Origin of the sequence: Winogradskyella arenosi (genome assembly GCF_003337305.1) — a bacterium.
Classification (GTDB): domain Bacteria; phylum Bacteroidota; class Bacteroidia; order Flavobacteriales; family Flavobacteriaceae; genus Winogradskyella; species Winogradskyella arenosi.
Map to the genome: position 1 here is coordinate 35,651 of NZ_QPJO01000004.1, position 18,496 is coordinate 54,146.

The 18,496-nt window shown below is 37.5% G+C and carries 9 protein-coding genes; 2 read left to right on the plus strand and 7 right to left on the minus strand.

The window, feature by feature from the left end:
- Positions 1-39: 39 nt before the first annotated feature.
- From DFQ08_RS11720 to DFQ08_RS11745, 6 genes are all read right to left on the minus strand, one after another.
- Positions 40-1,023, minus strand: a complete 984-nt coding sequence (locus DFQ08_RS11720; RefSeq protein WP_114310221.1) for a PorP/SprF family type IX secretion system membrane protein — start codon at positions 1,021-1,023, stop codon at positions 40-42.
- A 28-nt stretch (positions 1,024-1,051) separates the two neighbouring features.
- Positions 1,052-9,265 (minus strand): T9SS type B sorting domain-containing protein, encoded by an 8,214-nt coding sequence (locus tag DFQ08_RS11725; protein ID WP_114310496.1) that lies wholly within the window; start codon positions 9,263-9,265, stop codon positions 1,052-1,054.
- A gap of 69 nt (positions 9,266-9,334) precedes the next feature.
- Positions 9,335-11,809: a PorP/SprF family type IX secretion system membrane protein gene (locus DFQ08_RS11730; protein WP_114310222.1), complete on the minus strand. Its 2,475-nt coding sequence runs from the start codon at positions 11,807-11,809 to the stop codon at positions 9,335-9,337.
- Position 11,810: 1 nt separating this feature from the next.
- Entirely contained in the window at positions 11,811-13,271 is a 1,461-nt protein-coding gene (locus DFQ08_RS11735) for a T9SS type B sorting domain-containing protein (protein ID WP_114310223.1), read from the minus strand.
- Between the two features lie 100 nt (positions 13,272-13,371).
- Positions 13,372-14,688, minus strand: a complete 1,317-nt coding sequence (locus DFQ08_RS11740) for a hypothetical protein (protein WP_114310224.1) — start codon at positions 14,686-14,688, stop codon at positions 13,372-13,374.
- 267 nt (positions 14,689-14,955) lie between these two features.
- A complete protein-coding gene (locus tag DFQ08_RS11745) occupies positions 14,956-15,408 on the minus strand; it encodes a hypothetical protein (RefSeq protein ID WP_114310225.1) in 453 nt (150 codons plus the stop codon).
- 558 nt (positions 15,409-15,966) lie between these two features.
- Between DFQ08_RS11745 and DFQ08_RS11750 the strand changes: the two genes are divergently transcribed.
- Entirely contained in the window at positions 15,967-16,575 is a 609-nt protein-coding gene (locus DFQ08_RS11750) for a peptidase associated/transthyretin-like domain-containing protein (RefSeq protein WP_114310226.1), read from the plus strand.
- A 177-nt stretch (positions 16,576-16,752) separates the two neighbouring features.
- The gene (locus DFQ08_RS11755; protein WP_114310227.1) at positions 16,753-17,670 is read left to right on the plus strand and encodes a mechanosensitive ion channel family protein; all 918 of its coding nucleotides are present in this window, start codon (positions 16,753-16,755) and stop codon (positions 17,668-17,670) included.
- Positions 17,671-17,707: 37 nt separating this feature from the next.
- Here DFQ08_RS11755 and DFQ08_RS11760 read toward each other — a convergent pair whose 3' ends face one another.
- Complete coding sequence (locus DFQ08_RS11760; RefSeq protein ID WP_114310228.1) at positions 17,708-18,448, minus strand: acyl-CoA desaturase; 741 nt, start codon at positions 18,446-18,448, stop codon at positions 17,708-17,710.
- Positions 18,449-18,496 lie beyond the last annotated feature (48 nt).

An 18,496-nucleotide genomic window follows, 5' to 3' on the forward strand; every position in this document is an offset into this window, starting at 1 on the left:
ACTTATGAATACAAACTAGTAAACGCAAGCCCACTAATCTTAGCGATAATAACTCTGACTTGTTCCTTTTGTACAGGCACAATTACTTGCGCCTTGTAAGAAATCTAAACCTATAGTAACCATATGCGTCCCGGAGTTATAGGCCGCTAAATCATTCATAGTAACCTGATAAGAATAGGCAAAAAAGAACTGATTAAAAGTAATCCCTGCCATTGGTCCAATATTTAAAGGTTTTAAAAACTGATCGTTAAGGAAACGATAAGAGCCCCCTAAAAAATAGTAATCTCCTTTTCTATTAAACTTTCGGTATTTGAAACTAATATCTGTACTAGAACGCTTATCACTACTGAACATCTGATAAAACACAGAAGGTTCTAATTCTACATCTTTATTCTGCTTACTTTTAATGACCACCCCACTATAAATTTGATAATTTAATAGAAGACTTGGTTCTACATTAATATAATCGTCAATATCTTTCTTTAAAATGTTATTCGCGTTAAAGCTTAAATAGAACGCTTTCCAACGGTATAATAATCCGGCATCAAAATTATTATTAGACTGCCCTTTATCTCCTGTGATATAAGGGTCGATAATTGGGGTATCGTAAGAGGTGTTAAAATCTTCAATAGCGATTCTGAAATTATTGATATTATACGACAGTCCAAATGAAAGAAACTGCTTGGTTTTATAATCTAAAGTAATATGATGCGCAAATGAGAATTTCACCCCTTTTTGACGTGTATTTCCATTTTTATCATTGTAGGCCGAGATTCCTATTCCAGAACGATCCGAAATCCTAAAATCGGCATAAATAGATTGGTTATCTGGAGCGTCTTTAATCCCTACCCACTGCGTTAAACCATTAGCTCTAATTTTTAAGTTGTCACCAATACCCGCATAAGTAGGGGAGATCACAAAATTATTATCTGCTAAATATTGTGTAAACACAGGAAGATTTAACTCTTGTGCAGAACCGTTAGCAACGACTAAAAAAAGAATATATAGGGCTATTTTTTTCATAATGCAATTTTTCTATTGTTGTAAACTGTTATCTGTATAGTGTAAAATGTCCTACAAACTCTTTATCGTTAATAGGGTCGTTCGTTTGAACTACAAACCAATAATCACCGGTAGGTAATTCTCTGCCTTGGTAACGTCCGTCCCAAGCTTCGCCGACATGATAGGTTGCCACTTTACGGCCATAACGGTCAAAAATATCAAAGGTCAGGTTCGGGTAGTTATCGGTACAACCTGGTGCCCAAGTATCGTATTCACCATCATTATTAGGGGTAAACCAATTGGTAATACAAATGTCTTGGAACTCTAACTCAATTTGCGCTGTAGCATAACAACCACTTGCATCTGTAACCGTTACCGTGTAGACCCCAGACTCTGTAATGATATAAGAATTTTCAGAGCCATAATCTTCGCCGTTCATAGTGTATTGGTAATCTCCAGTTCCGCCTGCGGCATAGGCAATAAACTCATTCAACTCCCCTTCCTCTAAACTTAAGGTTACAGGAGCTGCGATTTCTATATCAAAGAATTCTGTCCTTTGTATACAGCCATTAGAGTGCCTAACATCAATATAATGATCCGTCCCTTCAGGGATATTAGTAAACACATTTTCGGGTTGATAAGGACCGCCATCTAAAGCGTAATCAAGTTGAGAAAGGTCTTCGATTGACGCGTCTACAGTAACTGTAACTCGGTTTCCAGGAACGTTATTATCACAAATGCTTTCTATAAACACTTCAGGTAAAATAGTCACTGACTCTGGGAAGGTAATATTCCATTCCGATCTACATCCTTGAGCATCGCGTACAAATACTATATGGTCTCCACCTTCTAAATTGGTAAAATCAAATTCGGTTTGAGAGGCCGACCCAACAGTGAATGGCCCATCATAGTTATCTAGACTCACTTCGTATGGAAGCGTTCCTCCTGAAATATCTACGCTAAACTCACCATTAAGTTCTCCTGTACATACTTCTGGATACAGTGAATTAGGTACAATACTTAAGATTACTGGAGCTGGCTCTGTAATAGTAATATCGAACGTTAAATAACAACCCAATTCATCTTGCACAATAATGGTGTAATCACCAGGTGCTAAGTTTTCAAACGTATTCTGATCAAAAAACTGATTTAATTGTGGTGAAATTGCATATTTAATAACTCCGGTTCCGCCCGTTGCAAGCACTTCAACAGCACCATTATTACTTCCTGCACAACTGACATTACTAATATTTAATGTGGCATCAATTGGATTATCTGGTTCTGTTATACTAATAGATGTTGAAGTTTGCGCACAATCTCCGCTTTCTACAAGCACCACGTAATCTCCAGCATAAAGCTCAGTGAAATATCCAGGACTTGGCTGCGTAGCTGTTACTGTATTCCCTGAGTCGTCTTGTAAGGTATAGATATAATTTCCTAAACCTCCTGTAGCCGTAGCAAGGATAGACCCGTTGTTATCTCCAGAACAATTGATAAATAAATTTGAAGCTTCTAAAGTAACTTCTAGATCTGGTAAAGGATCTACTGTAATTTCATTAGACACATTAGTAACACAACCATTAGCATCTCTTACATAATAGACATATGTTCCATCAGGTACTGAGAAGGTCGTAGAACTTGTAAAGGTTCCTAATATTGGTGTAAACGACGGGTTAGCACTATAAGTATACGCGCCTGTACCTCCTGTTGCACTTAAGGTTAATGTTGACTCCGTTAAACACGTTTGGGTCGTTGTTCTTACCAAGGTAGACACCACTGGGTCTGGTTCTGTAATTTCAATAGTCTCTGAGGTCATTTCACAATTAAAACCATCCGTAATGGTTACCGTATACGTTCCAGGGCCTAAGTTTTCAAATACATTTGAAGTTTGAGGACCTGATACACTTGGTGTCGGTAAGATTGTATTTAAGGTATAGGTGAAATTTGATTCTTGACCACCGCTAACATTTGAAATCGTAATACTCGCATTCCGATCTCCGAAACACGTTAACATCGTAGTACTAGGTGTAAAGGTTGCCGTAATAGGATCTGGAGTTTCTAAAAGAATGGTTTCCGTAAGAATACAACCACCAGCATCTTTTACGGATACCGTATAACTTCCTGCTGAAAGTCCTGTAAACGTTCCATTAGAAGAATAAGGTACGGTAGCAGCGCCACTTAATTCATATTCATAATCACCCCAACCGCCAGTAGCAATAACACTTATAGTTCCTTCACTATCTGTACACGTTACATTAGCCGTTTCAGACACACTAAGATCTAGCGCCTCTAAAGGAGAAGTAATAGTTACTCCATTTGTGGCCTCACAGAATGGTACGTCGGTTTCAGTAATTACGACCGTATAAGTTCCTGCTTCCATTCCAGAGACCAATTCAGGGTTTGTAGCGGTATTGGCATTTACCACACCATTAACAGAAGTACCCGAAGCATCAAATATTTCATAAGTGTAAGCCCCAGAATAATTAGAGACATTCAACTCAAAACTTCCCGAATTATCACCAAAACAAGTTACGCTCGTAGGTGTTAAAGTAAATGTTGGAAGCACAGGAGTTGCCACTGAAACAGAAACGTCATCCGTACATCCCGTTACCGCATCCGTAATCGTAATATCATAAACTCCTGAAGGAACACCTGTAAAAACATTCCCCACCAAGCTTATCGTACTAGAGCTAGGCGTGATGCTATAATTATAGCTTCCTGAGCCACCCGTACCGGTTATCCTAATTTCACCATCATTATCATTACAGGTTGGAAATACGGTAACTTCTGGTGTTAAACTTACTGGTGGTACAATATCTAAACTTACGGTGTTTCCACAGCCATTTACATCATTCACTGTAATACTATGGGTTCCTGAATATAAATTAGATAAGGTAAAAGGAAATGATTGTGTTTGAAAAGCACCGCCATTAATACTTACTGAATACGGAGGAACTCCTACAGCATCTAAAGTCACTGCAATTTCATAAGCACCTTCAGCAACCGTACATTGGTTGGTTAAGGTTGCAGAAACTACAGGCGTCGGATCCATATCTAAAACCTGAACAGGACTCGTTACTACACAACCATAAGCATCCGTTACATGAACATAATAACTTCCCGCATCTGCATAAAACGTACTTGAAGATCCCCAAGCCGTATCGTTAGCAGCAGGAGCTGTAGCTGATGTGGTCATTTGGTATTGGTAAGGTGCCGTACCATTAGAGGCCACAGCACTAATAATTCCTGAATTAGCTTCACAATTAGCATTTTGATCAATAGAAACAGCTAACTCTAAAAGAAATGCCGACTCTGTAATGTTAAATGGAAGCGTTACCACACCACAACCTGCATTAGGTCCTGAAGTTTCTATAATAGACACAAAATAATTTCCATAAGGAAGAGGACCAAGGTTACTTACATCAAAAGTTCCATTTGCAGGAACAGTCCCTGAACCTGAAATCCCAGTGCTATTCAAACTTAAAGAATCGAAAATCTCATAAGTGACATCTACAGCGGTTCCGTAAACACTATTAACCGTAAATGAAACATTACCATCTGCACTTCCTGTACAGGTAATATTATTGGCTGTAACTGCTGAGGTCGTTAATGTTGAATTTGTTGGAATCGCCACTGTTGAAGGTTCATAATAACTACAGTTTGTAGACTGATCGTAAACAATAAACGTATAGACAACCCCTGGTAAAAGTCCTGTAAACGTTGCTGACTCACTCCCTGGAGTATCTTCAGCTAACCAAGTTCCTGTAGGATAATCAAATCCTGGTCCTTCATAAATACTGAAGAAAAACGGACCGGCACTTGTTAGGGTAGATCCTATGCTGACTTCAGCAACACCGCCCGTAGAACAATCTACCGTTGTTATAATATCTATATCTAAATCTGTTGGAGGTGATGCCACTAAAACATCTTGAATTAACACCGAACAGCCATTAGCATCAACCACATTGATTTCATACAGCCCAAAATCCACAACATCAAAATTCACAGAGGTTGTTCCTAAATTATTAAGCTCAGAATTAGAATACCCGTTGGTACCCGTTACAAAATAGTTGTAAGGTCCTGTCCCACCAGTAACGCCATTTACAATTACAGATCCCTGAGACACGCCGCCTGAAGTACAGGTGATATCTACAGTACTATAATCTACGATGATCTGATCTGGCTCATTAATAACCACAGTTTCCGTAGCTGTACAAGACTTAGAATCTGTAACTGTTATGGTATAAGACCCTGCTGTTAAGCTTGTGGTTTGACTCCCGTAATCCGTTCCTGTTGTTTCATTATAAACGTTAATTTCATAAGGTGGTGTCCCTGTTGCGGTATCAATTTCTACATTAATTGATCCGTTACTGTTACCATGACATAAAATAGGTTCTACTTGTGCTACAACACTAAAGTCTGGTAAGGATAGCGGATTTACAGTAAGCACAGACGATTGCGCTGTACAACCATTTGCATCTGTAATTTCAAATTGATACGTTCCTGCATTAGGCGTCGCGTAGGTAAATGTTGTACCTGTACTCCCTAAGTCTGTAAAACTACCACCATCTATAGCTACAGCATACGTGTAAGGCGCGGTTCCACTTAAGGTTCCTGAAAAAAGCGCATCTGGAGTAGCCGTACAATCTAAACCTTCCGTTAATACCACAGCAAGAGTAGGGGTAGGGATAGGGTCAATCGTATAAGTTTCACTATAGGTACAGTCGTTTTCGTCTTTTACTTGGAACGTGTAAGTCCCAGGAGCAAGTCCAGAAAATGAGGCTCCCGTTTGATAAGGCGTTGCCGCCGCTGCCGGCGCAGTTATTTGATATTCTAATATCCCAATTCCACCTATAGTATTCACAATGGTCACTGTAGTTTCGTTTGTTGGACAGGTAATAGGGGTATTATCAAATTCTAAATCTGTTGGCGGATCTAAAGCCTCAACCGTAATAGTTTCCGTAGCAGCACTACAGCCACTCGCATCTTTTACAATAACGGTATAATCCCCTTGTGTTAAATTACTAAACACAGGACCTGATTGGAAATTCACCCCATCAAGACTGTAGGTATATGGTGCATCGCCACCTGTAGCATTGGTTACTGTAATTTCACCTGCTGAAGTACAAGTTAAAGGCGTTGATAATTCTACGGTTCCTACAATAGTAGACCCAGAATCTATAGTTACGGTTTGAAGTGGGGTTTCACACACATCAGGACCCGAAATATATTGAAGCACCACATCGTAGTCTCCTGCAGGTAATCCATTAAATGTATTAGAATTTACAAAAGTGGTTCCACCATCAATACTGTAAGAAATACTATTACCATTAGGGTTAGAAACATCAATGGTTAAGACTCCTGAGTTACTCGCATCTGCACAAGTAATATCTGTAATATCTACTGTGAATTCTGGCGAAGCAATAGCTTCTACAGTAATCGTAACATCCGTACTACAGTTGTTAGCATCTGTAACGGTAATATTAAAAGTCCCTGCAGTACTCACTGAGATTTCTGGAACCGTTTGAAAGTCTGTAGAACTATTTACGAAATAGAAGTAAGGAGGTGTTCCACCTTCAGGGTAAACCGTTATTTCTCCCTCTGTACAATTTAAAGGGCTCGTTAAGGCTACTGTTGCCGTTAGAATTGGGGGTTCTATAATGGTAATCTCTTCAGAATAGGTACAACCATTTTCCGAGGTGATCAGTGCAGTATATGTTCCAGGGTTTAAATTCTGAAATGTGTAATTGTTTTCTACAATAGGCCCAACACTATTTACCACAGTGCTTCCTTGAGATAGCTCGAAAGAATATTGCGGATCTGAATCATTAGCCGCTAAATGGATACTACCTTTATCGCTTTGACAGTAAGGTTGCGTGATAATCGCTGATCCAAAAAAATCACGACCTCTAATTTGAATATCAGGAACTGTAAAAACACAAGGATTAGTTGCAATTCCAGCTTGTCTAATATAAGCTGTATAAAATCCTGGGATAGTTACTTCAAAGATATTACTATCTTGGTAGTTGCTCCCATCTAAACTATATTCATATCCAGAAGGTACCCCATTAACTGTAATACTTCCTGGTGTTAAACAAATAATATCTTCTGCATTAATAGTAGCATCAAGAACATTTTCATAAACATTAAAATAATACTGTACAAAACATCCTCCTGGATAATTAATGGTCAGCCTATATTGTCCGGCCGTATCCGCTAAATAGTTTGAGCCATTAGCCACTTCATTCCAAATACATCCGGGGTCTTCATTAGCACAATCGGCATCGGTAACCGCAGCACAGCTAGTTTCATCAAGTTGTTCCCAAATTACGGATATGGAATTAGAAATATTTGTTTCAATTAATCTATAATCGTTAGCCCCACATAAAAAGATATTAGGTAAAGGCTTACCATCATTAGGACAGATTACCACTTCATCAGCATAAGGAATTACTGGATTTGTGCTGTTGCCGCCAAATAACTCCACATCAAATTCCTGAACAATGGATTGACATGGTGCCACTGCTGTATTAAAAGAATAATAAGTTCCTGTTTCTGTTACGGTAATTGTTTGTGTTGTTCCTATAACAGGGGTGCCTGTTTCACTTGTAGACCATGCATAAGAATCGTAACCATTGGCCGCCGTAAGTTCTACACTGTCGCCACAAAGAACAATTTCTTCTGAAAACGTACAGTTTAAATCAGCTAAAAAGTTGGTGGCTTGTGGTGAAATTAAACAACCTGTGTTACTACTTAAACTTGGATCGTCTGTAATATGGAAAGTCGGATTATAATATCCGTTATAACTCGCAAAGGCTTGATTACTAATGATATTCGTACAAGCATCTATTAAAAGATTACAGGATTCTACGACTTCAACCTCAATACGAATTTCATAAACCGGATCATTTTCTTCAACTAAAGCATCATCAATAGCAAAAATAATCTCTCTTGTCGCTGGATCATAGCTAGATACGGTGACTCCTGGTGGCAATACTAAATCTTCAGGATAATTAAAAATAATATTCACGGGTAAAATATCCCTTATTTGAAAACTTGTTGCATTATCGTTTCCTGTATTCTGAAAACCGATAACATAATTTAAAGAGGATCCTAAACCTACGTAATCATCACCAATATTATTTCCGGCATCATCTTCTACAATTTTTGTTAGTACAATATGAGGTTCTATAATTTCCACAGCAAAGGCGAAGAAATAAGGGAAATAAGTATCCCCACTGGTTTCTAAACGAATTGTTCCTGAAGTGGCATCATTGGCTATAACCGAATTTCCGGGGTTAGGTACAGCAATAGTTCCCGTGTCAAACCCTAAAGTATTGGTGCTATTAGGAACACGATCGTTAACTGGTGTTGCATCTAATTGGGTTACCGAACTATTAAAAAAGTTAGACGCTGGACGGTCTGCTGTAGATAAACTAACGCCATTCAATTTTAAACGGTCTCCTAAAATAGGACTATCACCTTCTAAGGTTGCAAAAGCAAAATTTGCTCTAACTGGAGCAGGAGCAGGGATGGTTCTAAAACCATCAACAGGAATATCGACATTAGGATTTCCTCCAGCAATACTAATGGCACTAAATCCATCAAAACTAGTAATCGATTTCCCAGGTAGGGTAGGGTCTTCATAAACAATAAAAAGCGACCAACCCGCAGATTGCCCAGTACCATTGTAAGGACTATAAGAGGCCGTTCTACCTTCAGCAGAAGATACATTAGCAACGGTATAGGTTCCTAAATCTACCCCCGATCCATAACTGGTTACAATTGAGGTTACATCGGCAAAACAGGCGTATGAAAAACTATCACCACCATCGGTAGAGTTGGTTCCGGCATCATAAATAACCGTTCCTTCAATATCATTATAGTCTCCTACTGGACCTTTAAATTTCACATCTGTTATAGGCGCATCCCCTGGATTTACAGCGCCCCAATACAAGCCGGCATAAATAATACGGTAACAGTTAGGGTTTTCGATATCTAAGTCTGCACTTGATGAACTGAAGGTAGAACTATCGCCATCAATATCAATATAAGTCATGTCTACCAAGTGGTTGTACATGGAATTATTGTTGAAGGCATTATTATCCGGACCTAATATATTGTTACCAATAAGCACAATATCTCCTTTTAAATCTTCATTGAACCGCGGTTGAAAGGGCACATAGTTTTGGGCAAATGATAGTTGTCCGATAAGACATAAGAGAAGCACAATAGCTATTCTAGAAAAAGTAGGTTTTTTCATGATCATTTATTTTAGGTTTTTACCGTTGACTTGGGGCAAAGCTTCCGGTAAGGGTTGGCTTAATTCTAATTAGTTTTCAATTTTTACGATAGACATTTTTCCATTATATGGTCTATTTCCTTTTGCTGATAAAGCGTTGGTTGCACTTCCGATATCCTCAAATTTTTCATAGAAAATATAATATTTACTCGTGTTAACATCGTGGAAGAAATCGACATCGGTTCTTCCTGAGGCCACCACATTCTTTAAAAATTTATTTCTACGATCCGTATCGCTATGCACCGCAATAATAAGGTAATAACCACTCTCAATATTCTCGATGTTTTTTAATATTTTAATGCTATTGCCTTGAAGCTCTCCAAAATCAAAATCCTCTTCTTTTAATGGTGTTTCACTTAAGCTTGTGGTTTCTCTAATGCTTTTTAACATGGCACGATCTTGACTGTAGCGGTCTTTTTCACTGCTATAAGCCGCACGTTTAATACGTCTACGTTTTTCAAATTCAGTAGCCACTTTTATCGCTTCAAGCTTAACATCTAATTGTGCGAGAAGATTATTGGCTTTTAATTGCTCAGACTTTAATCGCTTAATCTCTTTCTTGTAAAAGAGATTAACTTCATCCATAGCAAACTCACTATTCTCACTACGTGTATCGTACAGTTTTGTTAAGGCATCGATATTCTCTTGTCTTTCAGCAATAACCTTATCTAAATCGAATTTAACCGCTTTTAATTTATTGTTTTCAGCGGTTACACTTTTAAAAGCTTTAGGCGCAACGGTTATTCCTTGATCACTTAAATCATTTTCCTTTTTAAGGTCTTTTAAGTCCTGATCTTTGATGTCAATGATGGCACTTAATTGCGCTAATAAATCATTTTGAACTGCCTCAGCGTCGGTCGTTATTTCAGCAAGCTCTTGCATCTGCATACCTAACTGATCTGTCGCTTGCACAGTGTCTACTTCTGGGATTTCAACACCTTCATTTACTACAGTTTGCGCCTCAGCTTCTACAGCGGCTTGCGCTTGTTCTTCCTCTAGTCTTTGGGCTTCTGATTCTGCAGCAGCTTGTGCTTGTTCTTCTGCTAATCGTTTGGCTTCAGCTTCGGCAGCGGCTTGTGCTTGTTCTTCCGCTAAGCGTTTAGCTTCAGCTTCGGCAACGGCTTGTGCTTGTTGTTCCGCTAAGCGTTTGGCTTCAGCTTCAGCAGCGGCTTGTGCCTGTTCTTCTGCTAATCGTTTGGCTTCAGCTTCGGCAACGGCTTGTGCTTGTTGTTCCGCTAAACGTTTGGCTTCAGCTTCAGCAGCGGCTTGTGCCTGTTCTTCTGCTAATCGTTTGGCTTCAGCTTCGGCAGCAGCTTGTGCTTGTTGTTCCGCTAAGCGTTTGGCTTCAGCTTCAGCAGCGGCTTGTGCTTCTTGTTCATCCGTTTTATCATCCTTAGTATTTTGAGCAACAACCACCGTTTCTGTAGATTCTTTTTCAGACTCTATTTTTGAAACCGTCTCCTTTGTTTCATGAGCTTTCTTTTTAGAACTCGTGGTACGCGCCACTTTAGATTTTCTAGTCTTTTTATAACGACGCTTATTTCCTGAAGACAGAATACTACTTATTTCATCTTCTCGACTGTAATCGTAATACTTATTATTCTTAAAACGGTAAGCCAGTGTTATTTCATGCGAAGGTCCAAATTGATTAAGATCACCGAACGCCGTTTCATAATTATACTCTAGCGCAATGTGATCCGTGATATGCAAACCTAGTCCTCCTGAAACACCGTATAACGTATTGTAGCCCACTTGTGCCCATATTCCTTTTGGCACCGTTACCATAGCGACACCCGACAGAATAGTTTCTTCCTCTTGGAATTCAGATTGGATTAAACCTGTGAATTTACTACGATCAAAAAAATCACGGCTACGTATATAGCCCGTGTATAACATATGCGCTTGTAAACTTTGCTTAGGATTCTCCTCAATAAGCGTAGAAGTCTTTACATTATATAAAGCTAAATTTTTAACGGCAAGTCCGAAATCTAAAAATTCCGTACCATAATTGATTCCTGGATTAACGGTTAATAAGAAATTATCAGGAATGTTTTGTAATGACGGATCTTGAAAATTGGTAATAACATTAGCTGTATTTACACCGCTTTTATAGGCTCCAATATTAAGTCCGAAGGTTAGATTGCTATCATATCCCAACTGGGCATTGTAGGCAAAATTAAGAATCCCACCAAAAGTAGTAAGTACACCATAGTTTTGCTGAAACAACCCAATGCCGGCACCAATATTTTCGCCAAAACGTCCTGAATAACTTGCTAAATAGGTGAGAGGAGCATTCTCAAATTGTACCCATTCTCTTTTGTTATAGAAACTGATGTATTTAGTTTGTTCTCTTACAAAACTAAACGTTGGGTTTATAGTAAAACGATTAAAGGTTAAAGAATTACGTGTTGGCAAATCAAAAGCCACCACGCCATCATCTTCTTGCGCATAGAAGTGCCCTGATGAGCAGATACATAATATGAGAAGTAGAAAATATCTTTTCATGCTATTTCACGACCGTAATCGATCCTTTTTTTGTTTCGTTATCGGCTGTCGTGATGACGTAATAATACACTTGACTAACACTGGTTAAATTTAAATCGGTTTCTGGCCAATTATTCTGATAATCATTGGTTTTAAATACCACTTTACCACGATTGGTCATGATGATAATTTCCGTATCTGTACCACTTACGTATTGCGCTGGAATAATCCAAGTATCATTAATTTGATCGCCATTAGGACTAATTACATTTGGAATATTAGCCACTTCAGGAAAAAGATCTAAGGTTTCTTCAATATAAAAGGTATAAGCTACTGAAGCATTACAACCAGCTGTCTCTGTGATCACCACTTCGTAATCTCCAAAGGCTATAGCTTCAAACGTCTCATCTATTGCTGAAGTGATAAGCGTTCCGTTTAAATACCATTCATATATAGGATCTAAAGCAGTATCCGTCACTGTTACTGTTAAAGACTCGCCGTCTAACATCTCATTAAATTCAGGAACATTAATAGAACTGTCAAACAATTCGCTGACCAACTCAATAGATCCCGAAGTTAAACAAGCGCCTAAATCAACAATCACAGAGTACAGTCCTGACGCATCAGTTTGATACATTTGAGACGTAGCATCTGGAATTATGTTTCCATCTTTATACCATTGATAACTTACACCACCTATAGTACTTAAAGTTGTATAACCTTGCTCCGGACAAAAAGGATTTCCTAAACTAGAAGCAATAGTAGCATTAGCTTCACCTGAGGCCGCCTCACTTATAGTGACACGATTTGAAAATGAATCTGAGGTACAGCTTCCGTAATTCGTTTTTACAAAATAGGTTCCTTCAGTATCCACAGATAGGGTAGCACCATCTGCGACAAAAGCCGATGTTGTCGGACTTGTTTCTTTATACCATTTATAGGTAAGATTTGGATATTGTAATGGAGAATTGTTTGAACCGCTTCCAGGATTATCGATTGTTAATAAATAACTACCTCCGGCACAAAATGCGCCTGTTGAAACCAAATTATTAATAGTGAAGGGTTCATCTTGAACTTTATAATAGGCGGCAAAGCCCACAGATCTTGAACTTGTCCCTGCCGGCGAAGAACTCTTAATACGAATCTTATAGTTTTCTCCCGCTGTAGTTTCAGGAATAGAAAATCCAACCGTCGCCGGCGATGACGTAATTTCACCTTCAGCAGAGGTATATACCACGGTAGTGGTTTCAAATTCACCATCAGCATCCGATAATTCTACACTAAATTGATTTGTAGATAAATCATCAGCCGTTGAAAAGATAAAGGTTGCGTAGTAGGTATTAAAATCGGCACTCGCACAAGCCTGCGTAAATCCGAGGTTTGGTGTCCCAATTACAATTTGCGCCTTGGCTTCACTGAATATTGCTACTATAAAAAAGCAAATTCCGCATAAGAATTGAGTGAGGTAGGTTGGTTTAAGCATTGAGGAAGAATTGTAGTTTTTTAATCTATAAGCTTGTTTGGGATTTCATGAAACGTATCAACAGGATAATTAAGCGCTTAATGCCTTAGCAGCACTAAGCCTATTTGTCTTCATCGTCAAATAAATCGTTAGACGCAATAATTTTATTAATTCGCAATCTAAAATCAGGATACTTGCTATGATCAGAATCTATAAAGGTTTCCTCATCTGGTCCTTTAGAGTATACATTATCAAAAGCTCTAGAGCCGTACCAACTTTCTAAATCGTCGTTATTTGTGTAGCCTTTTCTAAAAATATTGCCTTTGCAATTATTAAAGTAAGAGCGTGTAAATCTAATTTTAATAAGATTTTCATTATTAATCTGAATTTTATCATCTAAGATTACCGCAGGTTGAAATCCAGAAATCACACTTTTATTAATATGAAAAGTCGCATCAGCTCCAATAAAAATAGCCTCTTGCACCAAGCTCATTTGCATATCGGTTTTAAGATCGTTACTCACATTAATAAGTGTAAGGTTAGAAGCATCTACAAAAGTTTCTTTCTTGGTACTATCTGAATTCTCTTTATTATCATAAGACTTTATAGCCATACAACGTGAGCCATCTGCGCTTGAAATATATGGAGAACGAATAGCTATAGAGTTTTCAATTCGACTCTGTGTCCCGAAGTTAAAGTTGAAATCATTTTTACGCGCTCTATAAGAAACCACTTTGGATAATGCAATTTCCCCACCTAAAACATTATAAGCATGACCATCACTATAACTCACCATAACATTTTTAATCGCGGTTTGGTTACCAACGCCTGCTAAGGTTAAACCACTAAAGTTCCCAAAGTCTTTAGTTTTCTTACCCGCGTATTCAATTCTAACATAATTAAGAGAACCTGAATTAGCCTCCAAGTGCTCTCCACCATAACTAATATGGTTGGTTTCAGTAGGTCTAAACCCATAATTAAGTGCGGTTACATTTCCAAATACATTTGTAGGTGCATCACCTAATAAAAACAAGCCACCCCAATCACCAGGTTTCTTATCCGTTTTATTAGAGGTAAACACAATAGGGTCTGTCGCCGTCCCTTCTGCTATAATTTGAGATCCATTGGTAATAATTAAAGCGCCTTTACTTTTGGAGTCGCCTAAGATTACGGTTCCGGGTTCTATAGTTAATGTAGTGCTATCCGTAACAAAAACATCACCTAATAATAAATAGGTATTTCTTTTAGATAACGTAATGTCTTCCGTGATGTTACCTGAAAGAATTTGATTAGGCTCATCATAGTTAGCTTTATTTGGCTGAAAATCAGTCCAGCTGTCCAACCAATTATTATATCCCGTAATTCCTTTTTCCTGTTGTGCTAACAACGAACTAAAAGCAACCAAGAAGAAAAGTGAAGTGAGTGTAATATTTTTCATAAATAGGGTCTTTTGATGTTGATTATAAAGGCTTTTCATACAATTAAGATCAAACATATAAACTTTATCTATGAAACACAAATAATATCGACGAAATGCATAAATTAAACCTAATTGTAAGTAAAAGCATACAGTAAAAAACTCTTTATCGGACTAAAGAACGGATAAAAGTATAATTTTAACATTTGAAGCTCATTTTAAGACTAAAAAAAAACCTTGACCGCAAAGTCAAGGTTTTCATACAAGATTTAGAATTTAAATCTCTTATTATTCTTTTTTAAAATCGTCATAAGTATGTAGTGCTTTTAATGTAGATTCATAGAACAAGATTGCTGCTATTAAATCTACAGTATCAGAATAAGGTAAAATCTTTTTCTGAAACTCAATAGTACTATCAAAATACGAGCTAGAAGCCTCTATGTTTTCCTCAAGCGCTTTTTTATTGTCCTTAGTATCCGGAATCCCTAAAGACTCCATTGTTACTCCCGGTTTCGTTGCAAAGGCAATATTAGGAAGAATATTTACGATAACTTCAATTCGTTCGATATAGAGATCCAGTAGCTCTCCTTTTTTCATCTTTTTTAAATCCTCACGACTGTGGTATTTCTTTATATTGACTTTACCACTGATAATACTCTGGGAATGGTCTTTTTTCTGGGCAAATGTAAGGCTCGTAAGGAGTAAAAATAGAGCACAAAAAAAAGTAGATTTGGTTTTCATATTCACGCTTTTTAGATCATGTTAGGGACACAAATCTATACAATTTATTAAATAAAACAACTTTATTTCAAAGATTTTACAAAAGAAAGTCTACACATGAAATGCACGTTTTAGCAGATAAACGGCTAATACGCTTGACAAAACGCATATTTTATCGATGAAATACTTTTTCGGTTTTTTCAAGATTAGTCACGCCTTAATTCATTTTTCACCCTAAAAGTGGTCGAAAAAAACCATATGAAATTTCATTTTACAGCCTCTTAAAAGCTAGTTATTTTACAACAAAAAGCAAACTGTAAAATCATCTTTTCTAATCTACTTTCGCATCGTTCAAAATACCCCTCATTTAAGGTTTATCAAACCCTATAATTTCATCATTGTAATACCTAATTAAAAGAGACAACACAACTAAACCACTCAATATCAAATACTATTCGTGCTTTTCGTCGGATTTTTTAACCTCTAATTTCACTTTATCGGATAAAAACTGCATTAATGTGATTTTTAAGGTTTTACCATATTTAATTGACAACTTTGAAGGTATTAAATCCCATTTGTATGAAAAATTTTAGCGCCTTCCTTTCGATCCTTAGTGTATGTTTCATGTTCAATACTGTTGTTGCACAAGATGCCGACTTAGAAACGGATATAGAACAACTTATTGCGCCTAATGTCATAAAGCAATTAAGATCTGTTGACACTATTCCTGAATATCATTCAAAAGAAAACAAGCTTAAATTAACGGGAACAATTTATCAAAGCGATGGTGTAACACCAGCAAAGGATGTTATTCTATTTATAGAACAACCTGATGAAGATGGTAATTTTGATTTAAGAAAATCTGGAGATGAACGTTATGTGTTTCACCGCAGTTGGGTTAAAACGGATGCGAACGGACAATATACCTTATATACATTTGTACCAGGAGGGGACCGACGTTATAACCAACCACAACAAATATTTCCTTCTATAAAAGCACCGGCAACGCCAAAGTATATGGAAGACACCTTATTATTTGATAATGATCCTTTATTAACGCAATCTTGCAGAAAGCGTATGAAGAAAAACGGAGATACGTCACGCATCTTAAAACCTCAAACTGAAGATGGTTTATTAGTGGCAGAATACGACATCATCTTAAAATCGGATACTATGGCCATGCGCTAATCTCTATAAACCACAATTTCATATTTTAAAAACGCTCTACACCTATAGAGCGTTTTTTTTATGCTTAATATAAGACGTATGAATTCTAAAAGTATTAGGGTTACAATTCTCATTTAATGGGTTAAAGCACAAGACGGTTTTTTGCGATCTTTCTCATCTTAATATAAAACCGAGATTATGCTCATAAGCACCCAGGATCCTTCAGAAACCGTTAAAAATTCCGTTTTAGATTATTACGATCGCTTTTTAGAAGTTTTACCTCGTATTGCCTTAGGAATCCTTGTCATTATTTTAGGAGTTCTTATCGCTAAATTTTTGACAGATATTTATAAGAAACGAATCTTAAAAAAAGCTGAAGACCCCCTGATGGCACGCTTTCTAGCGCAAGCCATAAAAACCATCCTTATTTTAATGGCCATATTACTTGCCTTACAAGTTACCGGCTTAAGTGGAGTAGCTGCCGGGATACTCACCGCCGCTGGAGGTGCGGCTATTGTTTTAGGTTTTGCTTTTCAGGATATTGGAAAAAACTTTTTAGCAGGAATTATACTTGCCTTTAATCGTCCTTTTAATGTTAACGACACCATCTTGGTGGCCGATCTGTTTGGAAAAGTAAAGGCATTAAATTTTAGATATACCCATATAAAAACACCAGATGGCCGAGATATTTTTATTCCCAATAGTGACGTCCTCACTAAAGCGGTAGAAAACTACACAGCCGATGGCTACTATAGGAATGAATTTATAGTCGGAATTTCTTATGAAGATGATATTGAAGCGGCCAAAACCATCATTGACCATATTTTAAATTCGCATCCTGATATTGTTCATGATGATATCCACGATAACTTCGTTATAGAAAACGAACTCGCGGCAAGTACCGTGAACCTTAAAGTCTTCTTTTGGGTTGAAACTTTAGATTATAGAAAATCATCTCGCATTCTAAGAGGTCTCGTTATTAAACAAGTCAAAGAAGTCCTAGCTAAGGAAGGCTTTAATCTTCCAGCGGATATTAAAGAATTAAAACTCTATGGTAACGAGGAGGATATTCCTTTACGTGTCCGTAAAGATCCTAGAGATCGTGCTTCAGAATAAATTATAAATCCTGAAATCTAAACACCTTCCATTATTTTTATTTCTTAACCGGAACGGCTTTCAACTTTATAATACCTAAAGCGTTTAAAATTTTAATAATCACATAGGTGACATCAATTTCATACCAATTGACACCAAAATTAGCACGGCTCGCATGCTTGTGATGGTTATTATGGTAGCCTTCGCCCATCATTAAAAAATCGAAACGAAATAAATTTTTACTGGTATTCTTCATTTTAAAGTTGACATAACCATAAATATGACCAAACCAATTGATAATCACCCCGTGAATAGGCGCCATTAAAAACGTAACAGGTAATAATAACCACTGCCACCAAGCTGTAGCAAAAACAGCAAAAACCACAACATATAAAGCCATCCATAAAAGTCTAGAAAAGCGAGAACTAGCAAAGGCGTCAAAAGATTTCCATTGCGGAACATTTTTAGTAAAACGCTCGTCTACAGCAATACGTTGTTGATTAATATCTTGGTAGATTGTTTTTGTTTTCCACATCATTGCAAACACATTGGCGTCATAAGACGGGGAGTGCGGATCCTGTTCTGTATCCGTATACGCATGATGCATACGGTGCATTATACCATAACCATAAGCACTCAAATAACTAGAGCCTTGAAAAATCCAGGTTAGAATAAAAGTAAGACGCTCTACAGGCTTAGACATGGTAAACACTTGGTGCGCGGCGTAACGATGAAGAAAAAAAGACTGGAAAAAGAGTCCGCCATACCAAAGCACAAGCACAAACAAAATAATAATCATAACATTTTTTTTGCAAAGATAAATTGATGTCTTGCGCCAAACAATGAA

Coding starts and splice junctions, on each gene's coding strand:
- DFQ08_RS11720 (WP_114310221.1), bottom strand. CDS start 1,023: ATGAAAAAAATAGCCCTATATATTCTTTTTTTAGTCGTTGCTAACGGT.
- DFQ08_RS11725 (WP_114310496.1), bottom strand. CDS start 9,265: ATGAAAAAACCTACTTTTTCTAGAATAGCTATTGTGCTTCTCTTATGT.
- DFQ08_RS11730 (WP_114310222.1), bottom strand. CDS start 11,809: ATGAAAAGATATTTTCTACTTCTCATATTATGTATCTGCTCATCAGGG.
- DFQ08_RS11735 (WP_114310223.1), bottom strand. CDS start 13,271: ATGCTTAAACCAACCTACCTCACTCAATTCTTATGCGGAATTTGCTTT.
- DFQ08_RS11740 (WP_114310224.1), bottom strand. CDS start 14,688: ATGAAAAATATTACACTCACTTCACTTTTCTTCTTGGTTGCTTTTAGT.
- DFQ08_RS11745 (WP_114310225.1), bottom strand. CDS start 15,408: ATGAAAACCAAATCTACTTTTTTTTGTGCTCTATTTTTACTCCTTACG.
- DFQ08_RS11750 (WP_114310226.1), top strand. CDS start 15,967: ATGAAAAATTTTAGCGCCTTCCTTTCGATCCTTAGTGTATGTTTCATG.
- DFQ08_RS11755 (WP_114310227.1), top strand. CDS start 16,753: ATGCTCATAAGCACCCAGGATCCTTCAGAAACCGTTAAAAATTCCGTT.
- DFQ08_RS11760 (WP_114310228.1), bottom strand. CDS start 18,448: ATGATTATTATTTTGTTTGTGCTTGTGCTTTGGTATGGCGGACTCTTT.